At 63.5% G+C, this 21,174-nt stretch carries 18 protein-coding genes; 13 read left to right on the top strand and 5 right to left on the bottom strand.

The features are described 5' to 3' along the window. Window positions 1-10 precede the first annotated feature (10 nt). The 13 genes from AC3ISG_RS11425 (at window position 11) to AC3ISG_RS11485 (ending at window position 17,735) form a co-directional block, all read left to right on the top strand. The gene (locus AC3ISG_RS11425; RefSeq protein ID WP_489299306.1) at window positions 11-3,388 is read left to right on the top strand and encodes an ImcF-related family protein; all 3,378 of its coding nucleotides are present in this window, start codon (window positions 11-13) and stop codon (window positions 3,386-3,388) included. Continuing rightward, window positions 3,385-4,989 (top strand): type VI secretion system protein TssA, encoded by a 1,605-nt coding sequence (gene tssA, locus AC3ISG_RS11430; RefSeq protein ID WP_489299307.1) that lies wholly within the window; start codon window positions 3,385-3,387, stop codon window positions 4,987-4,989. Before AC3ISG_RS11425 ends, tssA begins: the two co-directional genes overlap by 4 nt. Window positions 4,990-5,013: 24 nt before the next feature. After that, a complete protein-coding gene (gene tssF, locus AC3ISG_RS11435; RefSeq protein WP_489299308.1) occupies window positions 5,014-6,783 on the top strand; it encodes a type VI secretion system baseplate subunit TssF in 1,770 nt (589 codons plus the stop codon). Then, on the top strand, window positions 6,747-7,841 hold the full coding sequence (gene tssG / locus AC3ISG_RS11440) for a type VI secretion system baseplate subunit TssG (protein WP_489299309.1): 1,095 nt from the start codon (window positions 6,747-6,749) through the stop codon (window positions 7,839-7,841). The genes tssF and tssG overlap by 37 nt, the downstream gene beginning before the upstream one ends. After that, window positions 7,819-8,358: a type VI secretion system lipoprotein TssJ gene (gene tssJ / locus AC3ISG_RS11445; RefSeq protein ID WP_489299310.1), complete on the top strand. Its 540-nt coding sequence runs from the start codon at window positions 7,819-7,821 to the stop codon at window positions 8,356-8,358. The genes tssG and tssJ overlap by 23 nt, the downstream gene beginning before the upstream one ends. Before the next feature lie 3 nt (window positions 8,359-8,361). Next, entirely contained in the window at window positions 8,362-8,802 is a 441-nt protein-coding gene (tssE, locus tag AC3ISG_RS11450; RefSeq protein ID WP_489299311.1) for a type VI secretion system baseplate subunit TssE, read from the top strand. 17 nt (window positions 8,803-8,819) lie between these two features. Further along, window positions 8,820-9,560 carry a type VI secretion system ImpA family N-terminal domain-containing protein gene (locus tag AC3ISG_RS11455; protein WP_489299312.1) on the top strand — a complete coding sequence of 247 codons (741 nt, stop codon included), beginning with the start codon at window positions 8,820-8,822 and terminating at the stop codon, window positions 9,558-9,560. A 189-nt stretch (window positions 9,561-9,749) separates the two neighbouring features. Then, entirely contained in the window at window positions 9,750-10,382 is a 633-nt protein-coding gene (locus AC3ISG_RS11460) for a biliverdin-producing heme oxygenase (RefSeq protein ID WP_489299313.1), read from the top strand. Beyond that, entirely contained in the window at window positions 10,375-12,597 is a 2,223-nt protein-coding gene (locus AC3ISG_RS11465; protein ID WP_489299314.1) for an ATP-binding protein, read from the top strand. Before AC3ISG_RS11460 ends, AC3ISG_RS11465 begins: the two co-directional genes overlap by 8 nt. Before the next feature lie 127 nt (window positions 12,598-12,724). Then, window positions 12,725-13,981 carry an MFS transporter gene (locus AC3ISG_RS11470; protein ID WP_489299315.1) on the top strand — a complete coding sequence of 419 codons (1,257 nt, stop codon included), beginning with the start codon at window positions 12,725-12,727 and terminating at the stop codon, window positions 13,979-13,981. Window positions 13,982-14,063: 82 nt separating this feature from the next. Next, on the top strand, window positions 14,064-15,359 hold the full coding sequence (locus AC3ISG_RS11475) for a sensor histidine kinase (protein ID WP_489299316.1): 1,296 nt from the start codon (window positions 14,064-14,066) through the stop codon (window positions 15,357-15,359). A gap of 540 nt (window positions 15,360-15,899) precedes the next feature. Beyond that, the gene (locus AC3ISG_RS11480) at window positions 15,900-17,348 is read left to right on the top strand and encodes an ATPase domain-containing protein (protein WP_489299317.1); all 1,449 of its coding nucleotides are present in this window, start codon (window positions 15,900-15,902) and stop codon (window positions 17,346-17,348) included. A 24-nt stretch (window positions 17,349-17,372) separates the two neighbouring features. Then, window positions 17,373-17,735 carry a response regulator gene (locus AC3ISG_RS11485; RefSeq protein WP_122536275.1) on the top strand — a complete coding sequence of 121 codons (363 nt, stop codon included), beginning with the start codon at window positions 17,373-17,375 and terminating at the stop codon, window positions 17,733-17,735. Window positions 17,736-17,764: 29 nt separating this feature from the next. On the opposite strand, the gene AC3ISG_RS11490 is transcribed toward AC3ISG_RS11485, so the two are convergent. From AC3ISG_RS11490 to ehuC, 5 genes are all read right to left on the bottom strand, one after another. Next, complete coding sequence (locus tag AC3ISG_RS11490; protein WP_489299318.1) at window positions 17,765-18,439, bottom strand: DUF3313 domain-containing protein; 675 nt, start codon at window positions 18,437-18,439, stop codon at window positions 17,765-17,767. Window positions 18,440-18,722: 283 nt separating this feature from the next. After that, window positions 18,723-18,959 carry a hypothetical protein gene (locus AC3ISG_RS11495; protein ID WP_122536277.1) on the bottom strand — a complete coding sequence of 79 codons (237 nt, stop codon included), beginning with the start codon at window positions 18,957-18,959 and terminating at the stop codon, window positions 18,723-18,725. 95 nt (window positions 18,960-19,054) lie between these two features. Further along, the gene (locus AC3ISG_RS11500) at window positions 19,055-19,846 is read right to left on the bottom strand and encodes an amino acid ABC transporter ATP-binding protein (protein WP_489299319.1); all 792 of its coding nucleotides are present in this window, start codon (window positions 19,844-19,846) and stop codon (window positions 19,055-19,057) included. Further along, entirely contained in the window at window positions 19,839-20,489 is a 651-nt protein-coding gene (ehuD, locus tag AC3ISG_RS11505; protein ID WP_489299320.1) for an ectoine/hydroxyectoine ABC transporter permease subunit EhuD, read from the bottom strand. Before ehuD ends, AC3ISG_RS11500 begins: the two co-directional genes overlap by 8 nt. Then, window positions 20,486-21,166 carry an ectoine/hydroxyectoine ABC transporter permease subunit EhuC gene (gene ehuC, locus AC3ISG_RS11510; protein ID WP_122536280.1) on the bottom strand — a complete coding sequence of 227 codons (681 nt, stop codon included), beginning with the start codon at window positions 21,164-21,166 and terminating at the stop codon, window positions 20,486-20,488. Before ehuC ends, ehuD begins: the two co-directional genes overlap by 4 nt. Window positions 21,167-21,174: the final 8 nt, after the last annotated feature.

Consider the following 21,174-nt stretch of genomic DNA (forward strand, 5'->3'; position numbering starts at 1 on the left):
AGCTTTTTTTATGCGTATTCCACGTTCTATCGGGTTTGTTGTTCTCACAGCCATTTTGGTGGTGGGCTTCGGCCTGATAATTCTGATATGGCAGTTCCCTCACCTCATGGGTATCGCTGCCGGCAGCGAAGATCAAACCGCATGGCTGCTGGGTGTTGCGGCCGCCACAGTAACGGCTTGCGCGGGCGCGGTGAGTTTTCAGTGGCTGACGCAGCGGCTGGGGCGGGCGGAATATCTCAAAAAAGCCAGTGAAATCTCTCCCCAGCCAGCGTCTGTCGAAGTGACTGGACCGGGCGGCGATAAGGCGCTACAGGTCGCCGATGCGCTCAAAGAGCACCTCGACCACCAGTACACCGCCTTCCAGCGCACCCGGACCCGCTTCATTCTGGTCGTCGGCGAGCCCAAACAGATCGAGGCCATCGCACCAGGCCTGGCCGACGCCCAGTGGCTCGAAGGCCAGAACACCGTGCTGCTCTGGGGCGGCAGCCCGCAATCCCAGCTCTGCAAAACCGCCACCCGCTGGCATGCGGTAATTCATCGGCGGGGTCTGGACGGCGTGGTCTGGGCCCTTGATAAGCAGCAAAGCGCCAACGCCGCGACAATGGCCGGTGGCGTCGCCGGTTTGCAGCAACTGGCGCGAACCCTGGGCTGGCAGTTGCCACTGCACCTGTGGGAGGTCTGCGAGAGCAATCGGACGCAGCAAAAGCACCCACGGGGGCCCGCCGGGTCGCTGCTGCCCCCGCGCTTCAGCGGCTCGCAACTGCAGACGATATTGGCCCCCATTGACGACTCGTTGCACCAGATGGGCCTGGCCGAGCTGGCGGTCTACCCTGACCATGACTTTCTCTCACGGTTGTCTTCCAACCTGAAAGCAGAGGGCATCGCGCGCTGGCGGCAGGCCCTGACGCCGTTGCTCGGCAAGTTCGCGCGGGGCGTGCCCTTGCGCGGGCTGTGGTTCAGTTTGCCGGCGCCATCGACCGAGTCCAATGGCAATCAATGGCTGCCAGGTCCGGCGTGGGACGGCGTGCTCGCGGACACACCTCGCGACGTCCGGCGCTTGAATTGGCCCGTCACGCGCATCAGCTACGCACTGGCCCTAGGTGCCGCGCTGATCTGGGCAACAGGCCTGTTGCTGTCGTTTTCCACCCACCGCACGCAGATCCTCGACATCCAGTCATCGCTCGCGGCCGTCCAACCTTCGGGCAACAGCGATGAGCAGTTGCTCGCCCTTAACGCGCTGATCCTCGAAATGGGGCGTCTGAAGGAGCGCGCGCGGCGTGGCGAACCGTGGTACCAGCGCTTCGGGCTGAGTCAGAACGACGCGTTGCTCGCGGCGATGTGGCCGCGTTATGTGGAAGCCAACAACCGGCTGATGCGCGACCCGGCGGCGGAGAACCTCAAGCGTCAGCTCGCGTCCTTGGCGGCATCGCCCGCCGACAGTTCGCGGCGGGCGAAGGGCGCGCACAACGCGTACGTGCAGCTAAAGGCTTACCTGATGATGGCGCGGCCGGAGAAGGTTGACGCCGCGTTTCTGGTGAAGGCCTTGGGTCATGCCGAGCCGACGCGCATCGGTGTGTCGCCGGGGCTGTGGAAAGGGCTGTCGCCCTCACTGTGGCAGTTCTACGCCGAGCAGTTGAAGGCCAATCCGCAGTGGCGCATCGAAGCGGATAACGCACTGGTGGCCCAGGCGCGGCAGGTCTTGCTGGTGCAACTGGGCCAGCGCAATGGCGAGGCCAGCCTGTATCAGCAAGTGCTGGAGGCTGCCGCGACCCACTTTCCCGATCTTGGGGTTGAGCAGATGGTCGATGACAAAGAGGCGTGGCCGCTGTTTTTCACCGAGGCGCGTGTGCCGGGCGTGTTCACGCGGCAGGCGTGGGAAGGGCAGGTTCGTCAGGCGATCGATGACATCGTCGCTGCCCGCCGCGAGCAGATCGACTGGGTGCTCAGCGATCGAGAGAGCAGCAGCGTCGCAGACGCCTCGCCCGAGCAGCTCAGAGCGCGCCTGACCGAGCGCTACTTCCATGACTACTCGGGCGCCTGGCTGGCGTTTCTCAACAGCGTGCAGTGGCGACGGGCCGACAGCCTGGCCGACGTCATCGACCAACTGACGCTGATGAGCGACGTCCGTCAGTCACCGTTGATTGCGTTAATGAACACCTTGGCGTGGCAGGGCCAGGCCGGCAATCGCAGTCAAGGGCTGAAGGACTCGCTGGTGCAGTCGGCGCAGAAGCTGATGGGCGGCGAACGCTCGATGCCGGTGCCTGCCATCAGCCAGCAGCTCGACACGCCGGCCGGGCCGCTGGATCCGACCTTCGGCCCGCTGCTGGGGTTGTTGGGCAAGGACCCGCAAGGCAAGGGCGGCGATGACGATCTCAGCCTGCAAGCGTTTCTGACCCGCGTGACCCGGGTGCGCCTGAAGTTGCAGCAGGTCAGCCACGCCGCCGATCCCCAGGGCATGACCCAGGCCATGGCGCAGACGGTGTTTCAGGGCAAGAACATCGACCTCACCGACACTCGGGCCTACGGCGAGCTGCTGGCGGCCAGTCTCGGCGAGGAGTGGGACGGAGTGGCCCACGCGCTATTCGTGCAACCGCTGGATCAGGCCTGGCGCAAGGTGCTCGAGCCCTCGGCGGCCGCCCTGAACCGGCAGTGGCAGCAGGCGGTGGTTGATGAATGGGACAAGGCGTTTCTCGGCCGTTACCCCTTTGCCGCCACCGGCAGCGACGCCTCGTTGCCGATGCTGGGCAAGATGATTCGTGGTGATTCGGGACGTATCGAGCAGTTCCTGCAGCGGGAGCTGACCGGTGTGTTGCGCAAGGACGGCGGCCGCTGGGAGGTGGACCCGACCCACGGTCAGGGCCTGTTGATCAACCCGAAATTTCTCGCGGCGGTCAATCAGCTCAGCCACCTGGCCGACGTGCTCTATACCGACGGCGGCATGGGCATCAACTTCGAGCTGCAGGGCAAGGCTGTGCGCGACGTGGTGCAGACCAGCTTCGTGCTCAATGGCGCGCGGCATCAGTACTTCAATCAGAAAGAGAGCTGGCAACGCTTCGCCTGGCCCGGCAGCAGCGATTACCCCGGCGCCAGCCTGACGTGGACCAGCGTGAGCAGCGGCGAGCGTTTGTATGGCGACTTTCAGGGCGCCTGGGGGCTGATCCGTTTGCTGGACGCCGCCACCGTCACTGCGCTGGACGACAGCGACAGCCGCTACCGCATCAGCATTCCGGCGCCGGATGGCCTTGACCTGACCTGGCACATGCGCACTGAACTCGGCGCCGGACCGATGAGCCTGCTCGCGCTGCGCAATTTCAAACTGCCGCGACAGATTTTCCTCAACGGCATCGCCAGCGCACAAAGTGCATCGCGCGCCGAGGTGATGGAATGAGCCTGCAAGCGTTGGTCGCCACGACGCTGGGTGAGCGCGACGCGGTGGCCCTCGCCAGGGGCCACGCCGAACACTGGGCAGCGTGGCTGGCGCCGATCAGTGCTGAGTCCCCCGTGGGTCAGGACCCGGGCTATGACGATGATTTCCAGAGCATGCGCGAGGAGGTCAACAAGCTGTCCGGAGCGGACGCCGATCGGGTCATCGTGCTGGCGGAAACACTGCTCAAAGGCACGTGCAAGGACTTGCGCGTGCTCACTTATTACCTGTGGGCGCGCCTGCAGCGGGACGGCGAAGCCGGATTGGCGGAAGGCTTGAATCTGCTGACTGGAATGGTTGATCGCTACAGCGCCGAAGTGCTGCCTGCACGGCCCAACAGTCGCAAGGTGGCGCTGGAGTGGCTGGCCAGCGCCAAGGTGCTGGACAGCCTGATGCTGTACCCGGAAGTGGTGAAGGCGGAGGCCGAACGTACGGTGGCCGCACTCGTCTGGCTGAATCAGGTGCTGGAAAGCTGGCCCGCCGAGCAGCGGCCGGACTTGGGCGCGCTGTACTCGGCGCTGTCGACGCGACTGGCCCAGGCCGGTGGACTGGATGCCGTGGTGCCGCAGTTCAGTGCCAGCCATGATTCTGCACCCCGAGAAGCCACCAGCCACGGGGCCAACCATGGCGCTGGTCCGAACGCCATCCGCTCAGGCCGTGACTTGCTGGACAACGGCCGCGCCCTCGCCAGTTATCTGCGCGAACAACCCCAGGGCTGGCTGGCCGCCCATCGGCTGATGAAAAGCCTGCGCTGGGACACCGTGCACCAGTCGCCGCCCCAGGACGCCAATGGTCGGACGCGACTGGCACCGCCGCGATCTGAGTACCGCGCGCAACTCAAACGGCTGTACCTGCAACAGAGCTGGAGCGAGTTGCTCGATCAGGTGGAGCGCATGTTCGCCGAGGGCGTGAACCATTTCTGGCTCGACCTGCAGTGGTTTCTGTATCAGGCGCTGAGCCGCCAACCCGCACCATTCGAGGGCTGGGCGCGGATCGTCAAAGAAGATTTGGGCCTGCTCCTCGACCGCCTGCCGGGCCTCGAAACGCTGTGCTGGGACGACGGCTCGGCGTTTGCCGACGAGACCACCCGCGAGTGGATCGAGCAGCACGTCAGCACCCAGGCCCCTTCTGCCTGGCTGCCCACGTCGACCGCGTCTATTGCAGACGAAGCCGAGATTCTGGCCCTCGAAAGCGAGGCGCTGGCCCAGGCCGACCGCGACGGCGTCGAGGTGGCGCTGGCCTGGCTCGACACGCGTCCCGAGATTCACAGCGGTCGGCAGCGCTGGTTGCTGCGCCTGCTTATGGCGCGGGTCGCCGAGCAGTACGGCAAAAGCGAGCTGGCGTTGCACCTGCTGGGTGAACTGGACGCGACCGGCCAGCGCCATGGGCTCGCTGAGTGGGAGCCGGCGCGGGTGTTTGAAGTGAAAGCGCGGTTGCTCAAGCTGCTGCGCATCAAAGCCCAGCGCAGTGACGCCGACAAGGCCGCGCTCGGCAAACGCATGGAACCGCTGCTGGCGGCTCTGGTGGCCATGGACCCGGTGCGCGCGGCAGTGCTGTGCGGCTGAAACTTAAAAAAACAGGAGGTTTACATGAATGAGGACAATCTGACCCTGCGTTATTTCGACGCGGAAATGCGCTACCTGCGCGAGGCCGGCAAGGAGTTCGCCCAGGCGTTTCCCGACCGCGCCGCCTCGCTGAATCTGGACAAGCCCGGCGCCCACGATCCCTACGTCGAGCGGTTGTTCGAAGGTTTCGCGTTCCTCATGGGACGCCTGCGGGAAAAGCTCGACGATGACCTGCCTGAGCTGACCGAAGGTCTGGTCAGCCTGCTGTGGCCCCATTACCTGCGCACGATCCCGTCGCTGTCGATCGTCGAGTTGCAGCCCGACGTGCACCAGATGAAGCAGAGCGAGCAGATCGCGACCGGCTTTGAAATCCAGTCGCAACCCATCGGCCCCCAGCGCACGCGCTGCAGTTACACCACCACTCAGGACCTGACCCTGCGCCCGTTGGCCCTGGATTCGGTGCGCCTGGCCCAGGAGCCGGACGGCCGCTCGGTGATCCGCCTGCGTTTTTCCTGCGGTGCCCTGAGCAACTGGGGTCAGCTGGACTTGCGTCGCATCCCGCTGTACCTCAACGCAACGCCGGCGGTGGCCAATGCGCTGCACCACGCGCTGACCCTGGGCACCCAGGCGCTCTATGTCCGTCAGCCCGGAGACGCGCAACGTCAACCGCTGCAAGGACGTTTTGGCCCCAAGGGCTTCGGCGATGACGACCGCCTCTGGCCCAAGGGTGACAGCGCCTTCAGTGGCTATCAGTTGCTGCTGGAGTACTTCAGCTTTCGCGAGAAATTCATGTTCGTGACCCTGTACGGCCTCGAAAACATGAGCATCACGCCCGACGCGCCGTGGTTCGAACTCGAGGCCGTGCTCAGCACCGCCTGGCCCCATGGATTTGCCCTCAGTGCCGAGCACATTCGCCTGCACGCCGTGCCGGTGATCAATCTGTTCCCGCTGGAGGCCGACCCGCTGTCCCTGGACCCGTTGCAGACCGATTATCTATTGCGGCCCATGCGTCTGCAGGACGGCCACACCGAGATCTATTCGGTCGACCGGGTGACGGCGTCCCGCGACTCGGGCCGGGAAGAGTACGTGCCGTTTTCCAGCTTCCGGCACAAGGGCGGCATGCTCCGCGACGAGGCGCCCGAACGTTATTTCCACACCCGCCTCAAGCGCGGCGCGAACGGGCTGCATGACACCTGGCTGATACTGGGTGGCGAGGGCGCCGATGTTGATCGGCTGGCCGAGCGCCCGTGCCTGTCCCTTCGGCTCACCGGCACCAACGGACAGTTACCGAGAAAAGCCCTGCAAAGCACGATCCTCGACATGCCCCTGCACGCGACCCAGGCCGGTCTGCGGGTGCGCAACCTGTGCGCGCCGACCCTGCCGTGCTATCCGCCGAGCCGCGACCGATTTCACTGGCGGGTGTTGAGCCACCTGGGCTCGAACTTCCTGCCGATGCTCGACAACGCCGAAGTGCTGCGCGGCACCCTGGCGCTGTACGACTGGACCGGCAGCGAGCTGAATCGCCGGCGGCTGGAAGCCATCGTCGAGGTGCGTCATCACCTCATCCAGCGCTTCGAAAAAGGCTTTCTGCTGCGCGGCGTGGACATCGAAGTGACCCTCGACGCCAACGGTTTTGCCGGCGAGGGCGACATCTGCCTGTTTGGCGAAATGCTCAACCGGTTCTTTGCGCTGTACGCCGACATCCATCTGTTCACTCAGATCACCCTGATCCTGCAACCGACCGGGAGGAGCCTGCGATGGAGCGAAAACCACAGCCAGCGGATTCCCGGTTAAGGCTTATCGAATGGCTCGATGCGGTGCAGGGGCGGGTGGCGGAAGCAAGCGTTTATCGCTTCTGCCAGTTACTGGAATGTGCCGCGCCGGGGCACCCGCCGTTGGGCAGTTCGGAGGATCCGGCCGACGATCTGGTGCGTTTTCGCCCCGATCGCGGCATGGGCTTTCCGGCCAGTGAACTCAAAGCGCTGGAGTGGCCGACGACCGATGAAGGGCTGCCGGCGACCGTGCGGACCCGTTTGCTCGGCCTTTACGGTGTGGACTCGCCACTGCCCACCCGTTACCTCGACGACATCGCGCAAAAGCGGGAAGGTCACGAAGCGCTGGAAGGGTTTCTCGACATCTTCAACCATCGGGTCTTCACCCAGTTCTACCGGATCTGGCGCAAGTATTCCTACCCGGCCTCGTTCGCGCCCGCTGGCGCCGACCCCACCTCCCAGTGCCTGTTCGGGCTGATCGGGCTGGGCATCCCCGGCACCGCGAAACGCATCGCCACGCCGCTGTCGCGTTTTCTGGCGCTGCTCGGCGTGATGCGTTTGCCGACCCGCAACGCCGAGGGCGTCACGGCGCTGGTGCAGTTGCTCGCGTCTCATACTCAGGCGTCGATCAAGCCGCACTGGCCGCGAAGCATTGCGTTGGACGCGCCTGCCAGCCTGTCCTCAACGCGGCCGGTGAGCCTGTCTCAAGGGACACCGCTGGGCAGCCTCGGTCGCGACGTCAACAGCGAGCTGATGCTCACGCTGTTCACCGCCGACCACGACGAGGCGCGGGAATGGTTGCCCGGCGGCGGCTTGCTCAGCGACCTGCGGGTGCTGCTGCAGGTGTACCTCGGTTGGCGCTGTACGGCGCGGCTGCGCCTGTCACTGCCCATCGACTGCCTGCCGGTGTCGGCGCTCAGCGGAAGCGGTGTGCTGCTGGGCATGACCGCGGGACTCGCGTTGAAAGGCCGCGCTGCCGGGAGAACCGACACCATCATCATTCATCTGGGCCGTTATCAGGGGCTCCAGATTAATCCTCAGGAAAGAGAACCCGCCCATGTCGACTACTATTTTTGTTAAAGCGTTGCCCGTCATCGCCCTCGTCATCCTCGCCAGCGGCTGCGGGGTGACGCAACGGGTGTCCGAATCCACTGCGTCGATGACCCAGGCAATCTTCTACAAGCAGGTCAAAACGCTGCGCCTGGACTTCGACGGCCGCCTGGCCCTGAACACCGAAGGCACGGACATGCGCGGGTGGTCGGTGCCGGTGATGGTGCGGGTGTATCAACTGCGCGACGGCCAGTCCGTGAACAAGGCCACCTACGACGATCTGCTGCGTGACGCCGACCGCCTGCTCGGCGCTGACCTCTTGGAACAGCGATCGCTGGTGATCAAGCCCGGGGAGGGCGCGCAGCTGGACGTGCCGCTGAACGAAAACGCCGGGGCGATCGCCGTCGTCGGGTTATTCCGCGAGCCCGATCTGCAGCTCAATGACTGGTGCTTGCTGCTCACTCGCGACGACCTCGACCCCGACCGGCCCCGGGTGATCGAGCTGGGCGAAAGCCGGCTGACCCTGCGCCCCCTGGCGGAGGGTTGAGCCATGAGCGAGCTCAACCCTTCGCTGTACGAAACCCTGCTGCAGAATTTCAGCGGCGAGCTCGACCTGTCCCGGGTGGGTGAAGACGACCAATACGTGCTCTCGGTGCTGGACAATGTGCAACGCGTGCTCAACAGCCGCGCGGGCACCCTCGCGCATTTGCCCGACTACGGCCTGCCGGACATGGGCGCTGTGCTCGAGGGCTTGCCGTCTGCCGCCCATGGACTGATGCGGACCATCGCCGACACGCTGCTCAAGTACGAGCCGCGCCTGTTGTCGCTGCACATCGAACTGTTGCCGCAGACCCAGCCCGGCCATCTGGTCTACGCCCTCGACGCCACCCTTGAGGGGAACCGCACCGCGACGTTCGGCACGACGTTGAGCCCGGAGGGAAGAGCAGTGGTGCGTCACCTCAAGCGCCATGATGTGCGGGCCCGAGGTTGATCCTCACAGAGAGCCCGATGACCAAGGGCCTTGCGATGGGGATCAAGGCCGGCGGCGATCCACGCGCGTTGCCTGACTACCGGACGTTGTGCATTGAGATGGCCAGACTCGCTCATCCGGCCTGCCCGGATGTGGATTGGCGAGCCATCGAGCACTGCTGCCACGCCTTGTTTGCGAGCAATGGCGCGGACCTGCAAACGGCGGCGGCCTACGCCCTGGCGCGCAGTCATCTGGCCGGGGTGGACGGGATGTTCGAAGGCGTGGTGGTGCTGGAAACCCTCTTGCACGCAGATGCCAAACCATGGCCCCGAGGGCTATCGGCGCAGACGGCAATTGTGGGCCGATTGTTCGGCCAGTGGCAGGCGGTGCTGCGGGAACTGGAGATCAATCTCTGTGATCTGGCGGGCCTGCGTCTGTTGGGCGCGCAGCTTGAGCGCCTGCGTCAGACGTCGGTTGCTCAACGCCTGGAATTCATCATTGCGCTGGAAAGGTTGCACCAGCAGATCGGACAGCTCGCGTCACGTATCGAGCGCGATGCTCAAGCCGCTGAAGTGGTCGGGCAACAGGCAATGCCAGATCCAACGCTCCCCGCTGCGATTCACTCCCCGGTGCATTGCACAACCCAAAGCCACCCGCCGGGCATGCAGCCGAAGGCCGCGCACAACATCCCGCGGATCAAGAGGCGCCGAGCGTCATGGATGGGATGGCTCGTCGCCGCGCTGTTCATCCTGATCATCGTCCTGGCCGCAGCGTGTTAGGGTGCGCTGCCATCCTGTTTCGCGGCGCCGTTCGCGCAGAGAGCGTACCGCCCAGCCGAACGTCGGTTTTTACCCGCCAGCCATATTTACAGCCGGGCACTGTCTCCATTAGTGTGCGCGCATCATCTGCCTCAACACCGCGGCTGCCGCATGTTCAGGCACGTCCGCTCAGACCGGACACTTTCGCCCTTGGTTGAAATCACCCCTGCGTTGCGCGACCCTTGCGTCCCGGCCTCCTTTGCCAGTGTCCTTGAGCAATTGCGAACGGCTACCGCCGTCCAGCACACGACACTCGAAGCCCGATTGCCACTGACCCATCCTCAGCTTGACCTCGACACCTACAAACGGATTATCGCGGCCTACTACGGCTTTCATCTGCCCTTGCATCAGTCGATTGAGCGCTTTCTTGCGCCCCAGGCCATCGACCCTGCGCGGCAGAAAGTCCCGGCGCTGATCAAGGATCTGCACGCCCTTGGCCTGGACGATCTGCAGATTCAGGCCTTGCCGCTGTGCAGCGAACTGCCCGCCATCGGCAGCGTCGCGCAGTTGCTGGGCGTGATGTATGTCATGGAAGGGGCTACGCTGGGGGGGCAGGTGCTGCGCCGGATCATCGCGGAAAGACTGGGCATCGACGCCGACAGCGGTGGCGAGTTTCTGGACGTGTACGGACGCGACACCGGGCGTTTGTGGAAAGCCTTCCTCAAGCAGTTGGCCGAGTTCGACAGTCCACTGTCCAACACCGAGGTGGTGCAATCGGCCCGCCTCACCTTCGAATCCTTTCAAACCTGGCTGGAGCGGGCGGGAGTGCTGAACGATGCTTAACGACATGCAGACCATGGACGACCTGCTGGATAAGTGCGCCAACGAACCGATTCGCATCCCCGGCGCCATTCAGCCCCACGGCGCTCTGTTGACCCTGCTCGAAACCGACTGGACCGTGCAACAGGCCAGCGCCAATGCCTGGCAGATGCTGGGCATCGCGGGGGACGTGCACGCCGGCGACTCGCTGGTACGCTGGTTGGGCGAGGCGCAGGCCGACGCACTGCGCGACGCCGTTCAGGACGCGGATCTGCACAGCCTCGATCCGTTGCCGATGCAGTTTGCCGAGCAGGCATTCGATGGCCTGTTGCATCGCCATGACGGCCTGTTGTTTCTGGAACTTGAGCCCGTCGCCACGCAGGCATCGATGCAGGACTTGGGGCCGCGCCTCACGCGCACCCTGCGTCGCCTGCAATCTGCCAAATCGCTGGACGATCTGTACGCCATCAGCGTCTCGGAAATCCGTGCGCTGACCGGCTACGACCGGGTCATGATCTATCGCTTTGAAGAGGAGGGTCACGGGCAGGTCATTGCCGAGTCGGCGACGGCCGACCTGGACGCCTACCTGGGGCTGTTCTTCCCCGCCACCGACATCCCGCAGCAGGCCCGCGAGCTGTACCGCCTGAACTGGCTGCGCATCATCCCCGACGCCGCGTATGTGCCGGCGCCTCTGGTCCCGGCCCTGCGCCCCGATACCGGCGAGCCGCTGGACATGAGCCACTCGGTGCTGCGCAGCGTGTCGCCGATCCATTGTCAGTACATGCACAACATGGGCGTGCGCTCATCGATGAGCATTTCCCTGCTCAAGGATGAACGCCTCTGGGGCCTGATCAGTTGCGGCAATCGCGAGCCGTTGCAGGTTCCCCACACGCTGCGCTCGGCCTGCCAGACCATCGGACAAGTGCTGTCGATGCAGATCAGCCTGCTGGAAGATCAGCAGACTCAGCGCCAGCGACTGGCCAAACATCACATGCTGGACAGGCTGTCCAGGGCGATGAACGAGTCCGCGGACGACGTCTACAACGGGCTGCTTGAACACGCCCAGGCGCTGCTGACACTGGTCGACGCCCACGGGGCGGCGGTGATCATCGACGGTCAGGTACACCTGATCGGCCAGTGCCCGAGCACCGAGCAAGTGAGCGCGTTGCAGCAATGGCTGCAGAACCGGCCCGGATCGGTGTTCGAGACGTCCAGCCTCGGCGCCGTGTTCCCCGACGCGCAAGCGTATCAACGCGTGGCCAGCGGACTGCTGGCGTTCAGCTTGCCCAAGCCGGTGGCCAATGGGGTGCTGTGGTTTCGCGCCGAAGTCCGGGGCAGCGTGGAGTGGAGCGGCAACCCGGAACAGGCCAAACGGGTCGTCAATGACCGCCTGCAGCCACGGGAATCCTTTGCCCTGTGGGAGCAGCAGGTTGAGGGCAAGGCCAGAGCCTGGAACGCCGGCGAGGTCTACGCGGTGTCCGACCTGCGTCGCTCTGCGCTGGAGGCGGACCTGTCGCGGCAGGTGCTGCGTGAAAAAGAGGCGGTGCGTGCCCGCGATGAACTGGTGGCCGTGGTGTCCCACGACCTGCGCAGCCCGCTGACGGTTATCGTCATGCAGTGCGGCATGATGCAGCGGGTGATCAACGCCGACGCCACTGCGTCTACCAAACGACTCAACTCTGCCGTCGACATCCTGCAGCGCGCATCTTCGCGGATGACCAGCCTGCTGGAGGATTTGCTCGATACATCAAAGATCGAAGCCGGCCGCTACTTCATCGACGCCGAGCGGCTGGAAGTCAGTCAGTTGTTCGAAGACGCGTGGTCATTGCTCACGCCATTGGCGCTGAGCAAATTTATCGACCTGACGTTCCACGCCGAACCCGACCTGACGATTTTCGCCGACCCGGAGCGCATGTTTCAGGTGCTCTCCAACTTGGTGGGCAATGCGATCAAATTCACCCCCAAGGCCGGCAGTGTGAAGGTCACGGCGGCAGGTGAGGGTGACCACGTGGTATTCACCGTGGCGGACACCGGGGAGGGCATTCGCAGCGATCAGTTGCCCCACGTGTTCGAGCGCTACTGGCGCAGACGTGAAGGCAATCCGAGCGGAACGGGTCTAGGGCTCTACATCTCCCAAGGGATCGTCAGGGTGCACGGCGGCGAACTGACGGCCACCAGTGAAGAGGGGGTCGGCAGCGAATTCCGCTTCACGGTGCCGCGCGCGTCCATGGCGTCCTGAACCCGCTGCGACCGCCCTGGCGGCAGGGGGTTATTCCTGGCTGGAATCCCCCGCATGAAAAACATGAATTTTATTTATGGCCGTCAGCCCTCTACCGTGTGCGTATTCCGTTCACGGTAGAGCCGTCATGACCACGCCCTCCCAAACTCAGCCATCCCTCGTCGAAGAACACTGGAAGCGCAACCTGGCCGTCTGTGTCTTCGGCGCCTTCACCACCATCGTGGCGATGACGCTGCTGCTGCCGTTTCTGCCGCTGTATGTCGAGCACCTGGGCGTCACCGACCCGGCCGCCATCGTGCAGTGGTCGGGGGTGGCCTTTGGCGCGACCTTTCTGTCTGCCGCGCTGACCGCGCCGCTGTGGGGGCGGCTGGGCGATCGCTACGGGCGCAAGTTGATGCTGATCCGCGCCAGCCTGGGCATGGCAGTGGCGATGTCGCTGATCGGGCTGGCAGAGAATATCTATCAGTTAGTCGGGCTGCGTTTGTTGGCGGGGTTGCTCGGCGGCTATGCCTCTGGCGCGACCATTCTGGTGGCGACGCAGACGCCCAAGGCGCGCACCGGCTGGGCGCTGGGTATGCTCTCATCGGGAATCATGGCCGGCAATCTGACCGGGCCGTTGATTGGCGGGCTGTTGCCGCCGCTGATCGGCATCCGCAACACGTTCTTCATGGCCGGGGGCGTGATCTTTCTGACCTTCCTTGCCACGCTGTTTCTGATGAAGGAAGCCCCTCGGCCCAAGCGTCAGACTGGCGTGGCGAAAGCGCCGGTGGTGCGGGCGTGGGACGTCATCCCTGACAAGAAGCCCGTGCTGACCATGCTCGTAGTCGCCTGTCTGGTGATGTTCTCGATCATGTCGATCGAGCCGATCATCACCGTGTACCTGACCCAGTTGCGCAGCGAAAACGTCACGCTGATGGCCGGGCTGGTGATGTCGGCGACCGCGCTGGCCAGCGTGTTGTCGGCCTCGCGCATTGGCAAGCTGGCCGACCGTGTCGGCCACTGGAAAGTGGTTATCGGCTGCCTGACTGCGGCGGCTGTCTTGCTCATCCCCCAGGCCTTCGTCACTCATGCCTGGCAACTGGTGCTGCTGCGTTTTCTCATGGGCATCGCCCTGGGCGGTCTGTTGCCGTGCATTGCGGCAATCATCCGCCATTCGGTGCCCGACGCCGTGGCCGGACGCATGCTCGGCTATTCCACGTCCTGCCAGTACATCGGTCAGGTGCTGGGCCCGCTGACCGGGGGGTACCTGGGCGGGCATTTCGGCATGCCGGTGGTCTTCATCGTCACCTGCCTGCTGATGGGAGGCTGCGCTGTCGGGATGTTGCTCATGCGGCCTCTGATTTCCAGTGGGCCCGGCCTCAGCCCGAAAGAGGGTGGCATTTGACAAAACCATGACATCCCGCACCGGATAATCGCCGCCGGTGGGGCCACGCCCCGGAGTCGAGTACCGCCATGCACGGACCTTCATGGACATCAAACACAGCCTTAAACAACGCATTGTCATCGTATTTGCGTTGATGAGCGCGCTGGTCGCCGGGGTATTCGCCGCCGGCATCATCGCCACCGTGCACGTGGTCGAAAAGCGCCTGTCGATCATGAGCCTGAAGGGCAATATGCACCGTCTACTGGCCGTGGACAGCGTCAACGACTGGCGCCACCGGCCGGAAAAAGACGAATTGTTCTACGCCGAAGAGGGCGTTGCCGACCTTGCCATGAGCGATGACCTCAAGGGCCTGCCCCTGGGATTTCAGGAGTTCTTTCGCGGCAAGAAAGCCTATTACGCCATGGTCTCGGAGGTGAACGGGCGCCATTACGTGTTGTTGCGAGATCAGCGCAGATTCCAGAAACGTGAACGGATTCTGTTCGGTGTCGTGCTGGTCGGCTTCTTCCTCAGCGTGCTGTTGGCAGTGTTGCTGGGTCGGCTGCTTGCGTCGCGGGTGATCACGCCGGTGTCGCGCCTGGCCGGCCAGGTGCGTCATCGCGATCAGTTGCTGGAGCTGGCGCCGGTACTCGCCAGCGACTACGCCAACGACGAAGTCGGCGCCCTGGCCAGGTCCTTCGACGAAACCCTGGGCCGGCTACGGGCCGCACTGAGCCGCGAGAAGCTGTTCACCAGCGATGTCAGCCATGAGTTGCGCACGCCGCTCATGGTGCTGGCAACGTCCTGCGAATTGCTGATGGAATACCCGGCGCTGGACGAGCGTTCCCGCACGCAGGTGAAGCGAATCGGCAAGGCGACGGCGGGTATGAACCAGTTGGTCGAAACCTTTCTGCTGCTGGCCCGTACTGAGGGCAAGAACGTTCCCCAGGGGCAGCGCTCATCGATGCAGCAGATTGCCGATGAGCTGGTCGAGGCTTGGCGTGCTCCCATCGAGGCGAAAGGCTTGCGGTTCATCTACCAACAGACGCAGACCGACGGCGAAACCCACAACGCGCCCTTGCTGCGTTCGGTCATGGGCAATCTGCTGCGCAACGCCTGGCATTACACCGATCAAGGCTTGATTCAGCTGACCCTGCGCAGCGATGGTTTCAGCGTCGAGGACAGCGGCATCGGCATTCCGCTGGAGAAGCAGCAGGCCATGTTTCAACCGTTCGTGCGCGGCGACGAACAGCGCGGGGAGGGGCTGGGTCTGGGGCTGTCGCTGGTCCAGCGTATCTGTGCCAACCAGCACTGGACAGTCACGCTGACTAGCCGTGATGACGGGGGATGCTGTTTTACGGTGTTGTTGAAGCTGGATTCAACCGGGGAAAAGCCGGTATGAGTGCGTTCCATTTTCGTTGTGTTGCCTGACGCCTTCCCGGCTAAAGCCGGTCCCACAGTCGAGGTCACCGCGAGTTCTGCACGTCGCGCACGACGCTGCCCACTCCACTGGTCCGACGAACCGCACGAATGCCCGGCACCACGCTCCAACGCCGTGCCTCCTCCTACGGACCTGCAGCCATGTGCCCCGATAGCCCATCACTCGTTTGCGGAACGTCCGACGCCCCGCCATCAGACCGTGACGACACCCCCGAATACCCTTTATCTGCACCCATCAAGCCCAATGATCCAGAGCGTCGCACTGAGCAGTCTCAGGCCGAGACCGACGGTTGTGCCCCGGAGCCTGAAGCCGATTTGGCTGATCGGTAATCACCCCTTCGGGTGGACTCGTTATCACGTCTGTCGGCGAATGTCGGTGCAACTGTCACGGAATTTGATGATTGCCCTTGGAAAGCTTCCTTAAAAACGGAAGAATGTGTGATTAGTCGCGCACTTAACTCGCAATATTCACGACGCCAACACCGTGGCGGAGGAAGCAAATTTGAATCAGCTAAAACGCCTTCACAGCGGAATTGAAGGGCTTGATGAGCTGCTAATGGGCGGTTTCGTTGCCGGATCCTCGTACATCATTCAGGGACGACCGGGCTCCGGCAAAACTATCCTGGCCAATCAGATCGGTTTCAATCACATCCGCGATGGCGGTCGCGTGCTGTTTGCCACCCTGCTTGCCGAGCCCCACGAACGGCTGTTTCAGTTTCTCTCCACCATGAGCTTCTTCGACAAAGACCGGGTAGGCGATCAGATCCAGTTCGTCAGTGCGTTCGACACCATGGAAAACGACGGTCTCGATGAAGTGGTCAAGCTGCTGCGCCGGGAGATCGTCCGCCAGAAGTCCACGGTGATGATCCTCGACGGGCTGCTCAATGCCCGCTCCAAGGCCGAATCCTCGATCAACACCAAGCGCTTCATCTCCGAGCTGCAGGGCCACGCCGCCTTCGCCGGTTGCACAGTGTTCTTCCTGACCAGCTCACAGCTGGACGACGGCAGCCCCGAACACACGATGGTGGACGGCGTGCTGGAAATGGGTGAGGAGGTGGTTGGCAACCGTTCCGTGCGCCGCATCAAGGCCCGCAAGACCCGTGGCAGCGGCGCCATTCCTGGCGCCCACGAATGCGAAATCACTGAAAACGGCCTGGTGGTCTACCCGCGCCTGGAAAGCACCATCACCCACTCGGCGCTGCGCGACAGTGCAGAATTCAGTGTCATCCCCAGCGGGATCGACACGCTGGACCCTTTGATCGGCGGCGGCCTGGTGGAATCGTCCGTGACCTTGCTCCTCGGCCCGTCGGGCACTGGCAAGACCACGTTCGGTCTCAACTTTCTTGCGCGTGCTACGCCCGAGGAACCCGGGCTGTTGTTTGGCTTCTACGAGTCACCGCAGCGTCTGCGGGCAAAGGCGGCAGCGCTCGGGCTGGACTTCGAGGCGCTTGAACGCTCCGGTGCACTGCACATTGCCTGGAAATCACCCACCGCCGAGTTGATCGATAAACTGGCGCTCGATCTGCTGCGGATCGTCGAGCAGCACGGCATCAAGCGGGTGTTCCTCGACAGCCTGGGTGGCATGGCCCGCGCGTCGGCCGATCAATCACGGATTCTCGACCTCTTCAGCGCCCTGATGAGCGAGCTTCGCGCCCGTGGCGTTACGGTGGTCTCGAGTTGGGAAATCCGCGGCCTGATCGGCGGCAAGATTGACGCCCCGGTCCCGGACATGTCGGGCATTGTCGACAACCTCATGCTGATTCGCTTCGCGCAATCAACAGCGGGGCTGACCCGGCAACTGTCGATTCTGAAAATCCGCGATAACCCCTACGACCCGGCCCTGCTGGACGTCTTGATCGGCGAGCAGGGTTTGACTGTGAGAAAGGCTGCTTTCCATGCCCTCGACGATTCAGGCAATGCCACGGCGCAGCAGTCATCACCGAGCCGATGATCGCTCGTTCGCGCGGAGGGTTGCATGACCACGATTCTGATTGTCGATGATGAATACCTCATCGCCGACATACTGAGCTTCGCGCTGGAAGATGAAGGCTACTTGACCGTCACTGCCGGCAGCGGGCAGAAGGCCCTGGGCATTCTCGAACGCGAACGTCCGCAGCTGATCATCACCGATTACATGATGCCGGGGATGAACGGCATTGAGCTGGCAGAAGCGGTGCGTGTGAATCAGAGCCTGGGGCAAATCCCTATTGTGCTGATGAGTGGTGCGCAGTCTCATCTGGGGATTGCCCGTCCCGATCTTTTCAGCAAGGTGTTCGACAAGCCATTCGAGATCAGTGCCGTGCTGGAAGCAGTGCGCGCGCTGTTGGGTACTGGCTAGCGCGCGGTCGCTTGGGTCGGGCACCTGACTCAGTGCTTCGTCTTGAGGGTCTCGTAGCTCAGTCGCAGGTCTTTGGCCCAGCCGTCGAGCACCGGCTTGACAGCGTCCAGAGTCAGTTGCGTCTTTTCGTTTTCCAAGGGAGTGCCGCTGCCTTTGCGCACGACTTGGGCCAGCACCTTGTGGGTGTCGGCATCAAGAAACGCCGCCTCGGTGGCGATTGCCACGTTCTGATCCCGACCGCCGGCTGCGGTGTTCACGGCAGCCGCCACCAGCGCGAGGGGCACCACTTCGTAGGGCTTGAGGCCCTGGGTGCTGGTCGACACGGCGGTAATCGCCGGCCGCACGATAAGGGTGTCAGGCCCTGGCCCATTGACGACGCGCAAGTTCTTGCTGAGTTCGCGTTGCAGCGCGGTATCGAAGTAACGGGTGATCGACTGCAGGGTCTGCGCCGAGATCACCGCAGTCGGTTGGGGCCTGGGGTAAAACTGACTGGGTTCGATGTACACCTGGGTGTATTTGCTCAGCTTCACGTCCGGGTCGATCCAGCGCATGACCGGCGCGCCCGTCGCACTTTCCGCCGGCTTGAGGCGGCTGTAATCCTTGAGAAAGCCCGAATACTGACTGGGGTCTACCTGCGAGCTGGCGCAACCGCCGACCCCCAGAATGGCGCAACAGATCAGTGCCTTGAGCACCGGCATTTTCATGGTGTGACTCCCTTCGCTTTGTCCATTGGATGGTTCCCGTCTGTGCGCCTGGCGCCTGGCGCCAGGGGCAGCAGGCAGCCCACGCCGGCGCAGCGCATCCGTTCGACGCCTGAATGCGGCGCTGCCGGCCGAGCGCTTCGTGGTGCTCAAGCAACGCTAGCAGTTAATTATTTTGCCGCCAGTGAGCTGAATCGATGAAGGGGAAATACTTCGGGAACGAGAGGGGAGTAACGAGTGGAGATCCGGGCAGCGCTGGGCCGCCCGGGGGATATCAACTGCCGTATTAACGGCCGTCAGCCACCTTGCGCTCGATCTCGGCTGACTTCTTGTTCAGCTCTTCGACGTCCTGTTCCTTCTCGCGAATGGAGGTCGGGGTGATGACTTCGTCCACCGCGCGGGTGTTGTCGTCGGTGTCGTTGAGGTCTCGCTGTACGACGTTGACGGGTTTGCCGGCGCTGTCCAGGGTTGGCGCGTCAGGCTGGGTGACGTTACGTGGGTCAACCGGGGTGTCTTGGCTCATGGATTCATCCTCGCTGTGGGTATGTAGCTTGGATGTGTCGGAGGTCGGCGAGTTCGGGTTTTTTTCGACCGCGCGCGAACCCGATCCAGACCCGATCAACGTTGCTCCACCAGATTGAGAAAGCGTCGCGTGCGCTCGTTGTCCGGATCGACCAGCACTTGGTTCGGCGAGCCGTCGGCGACGATGCGGCCGGCCTCCATGAACAGCACGCGATCGGCAATGTCCTGGGCAAACTTCATTTCGTGGGTCACTAGCAGCATGGTCATCTGCTGCTCGTGGGCGATGGCGCGAATCACCGCCAGCACCTCACCGACCAGCTCCGGATCAAGCGCCGAGGTGACTTCGTCGAACAGCATCACCTGGGGCCGCATGGCCAGCGCCCGGGCGATCGCCACGCGCTGTTGCTGGCCGCCGGAAAGCTGCGCGGGATAGGCATCGGCCTTGTGACTCAACCCGACCAGTCCGAGGTATTGATGGGCGCGCTCCAAAGCCTCTTCGCGGGTCAGCTTGAGCACTTGAAGAGGCGCCTCGGTGACGTTCTCCTGCACGGTCAGGTGCGGGAACAGGTTGAACTGCTGAAACACCATGCCGACGCGGTGCACCACCGGTGGCTTTTTCGCGCCCGGCCAGTGCCAGCCGCCGGACTTGGCGGGCACCGGCGCGCCGGCCACCTCGATGCTGCCGTGCTGATAGGCCTCAAGACCCTTGATCAGGCGCAACACCGTGGATTTGCCCGAACCGCTGGGGCCGATCAGGGCAACTCTCTGGCCGGCGGGAATGCTCAGGTCAAGATGATCAATGACCCGGGTTGCGCCGAAGTTTTTCACCACTTGCTTGAGGATGATCTGCGGCGAAGCGCCGGGCAGAGCGTGTGCGAGATCAGACATGGCTGCGCCTCTCGAAATATTTGAACAGCAGGGAGGTCGGCACACTGATCGCCAGGAACATCAGTGCCATCACCGTGTAGGGCTCGTTGTAGCGGTAGGTCATGCCGGCGATCTGTTTGGCCGCCTGGAACAGCTCGGGAATGGTGATCACCGCCAGCAGCGGGGTTTCCTTGAACATGCCGATCAGGTAATTGCCGAGCACCGGCAGCATCGGCTTGAGGGCCTGGGGCAGGACAATGCGCCGCCACGTGGTGGCGCCGTCGAAATCCAGTGCCCTGGCCGCTTCCCATTGACCCGCCGGCACGCCTTCGATGGCGCCGCGAAAGGCTTCGGCAATGTAGGCGGCGTAATACAGCCCGAGGCCGATGACCCCAGTGGAAATCGCCGGCAGGGTGAGGCCGGCCAGGGGCAGGGCGAAGAACAGCACGTACAGCTGAACCATCAGCGGAGTGTGTCGAAAGAAGCTCAGGTAGCCGGCGCTCAGTCTTTGCACCAACGGGTTTTGAGATCGCTGAGCAATGGCCAGCAGCAGACCGAGCAACACCGCCAGCAGGAAGCCGAGAATCACAACTTGCAGCGTCACCAGCAGGCCCTGAAGCAGATCGGGGACGATGGACCAGGCGAAGGCGTAATCGAAGTTCATCGCGCCACCCCGCGACGCCAGTGAGTGACCCGCCGCTCATAGCGTTTGACCAGCCAGCTGAGCGGCCAGGCCATGACGAAATAACACACCAGGACGATGCTCCAGATCAGCGTCTGCTGGCCCAGGGTGGTGATCAACTGGCCACCGGAAAAGGTCAGGTCGCTGAGGGTAATCAATGACACCAGTGAGGTGGTCTTCAGCAATTCGACCAGTTGGTTGCCCATCGGCGGCAGCATGAACGGCAGCGCCTGGGGCAGGATGATTCGGCGAAACGCGGTCATCGCGTCGAAGTCCAGGGCCTTGATCGCATCGCGCTGGCCGCGGGCGACATTGCTCAGGGCCGAGCGCACGATTTCCGAGCCATAGGCGGAGAAGGTGAGGCCCAGGCCGAGAATCCCGGTGATCATGGGTGCGAGCGTGATGCCAAACAGCGGCAGGATAAAGAACAGGTAGAACAGCAGCACCAACGCGGAGATGCCGCGCAGGATTTCGACGTAGACCGTCGCGATCCAGCGCAGCGCCCGCCACGGCGACAGGCGCATCAGCGCGATGACAAACGACATCACCACCACGACGATTTGAGCGAAGAAGGTGATTTCGAGGGTGACCAGTGCGCCGTTGGCCAGTTGGCGGGCGATGAAGCGCGCGGTGTCCAGGGTGGAAGCATCAAAAAGCATGGGCCGTA

This window comes from Pseudomonas sp. GL_135, from assembly GCF_057834665.1.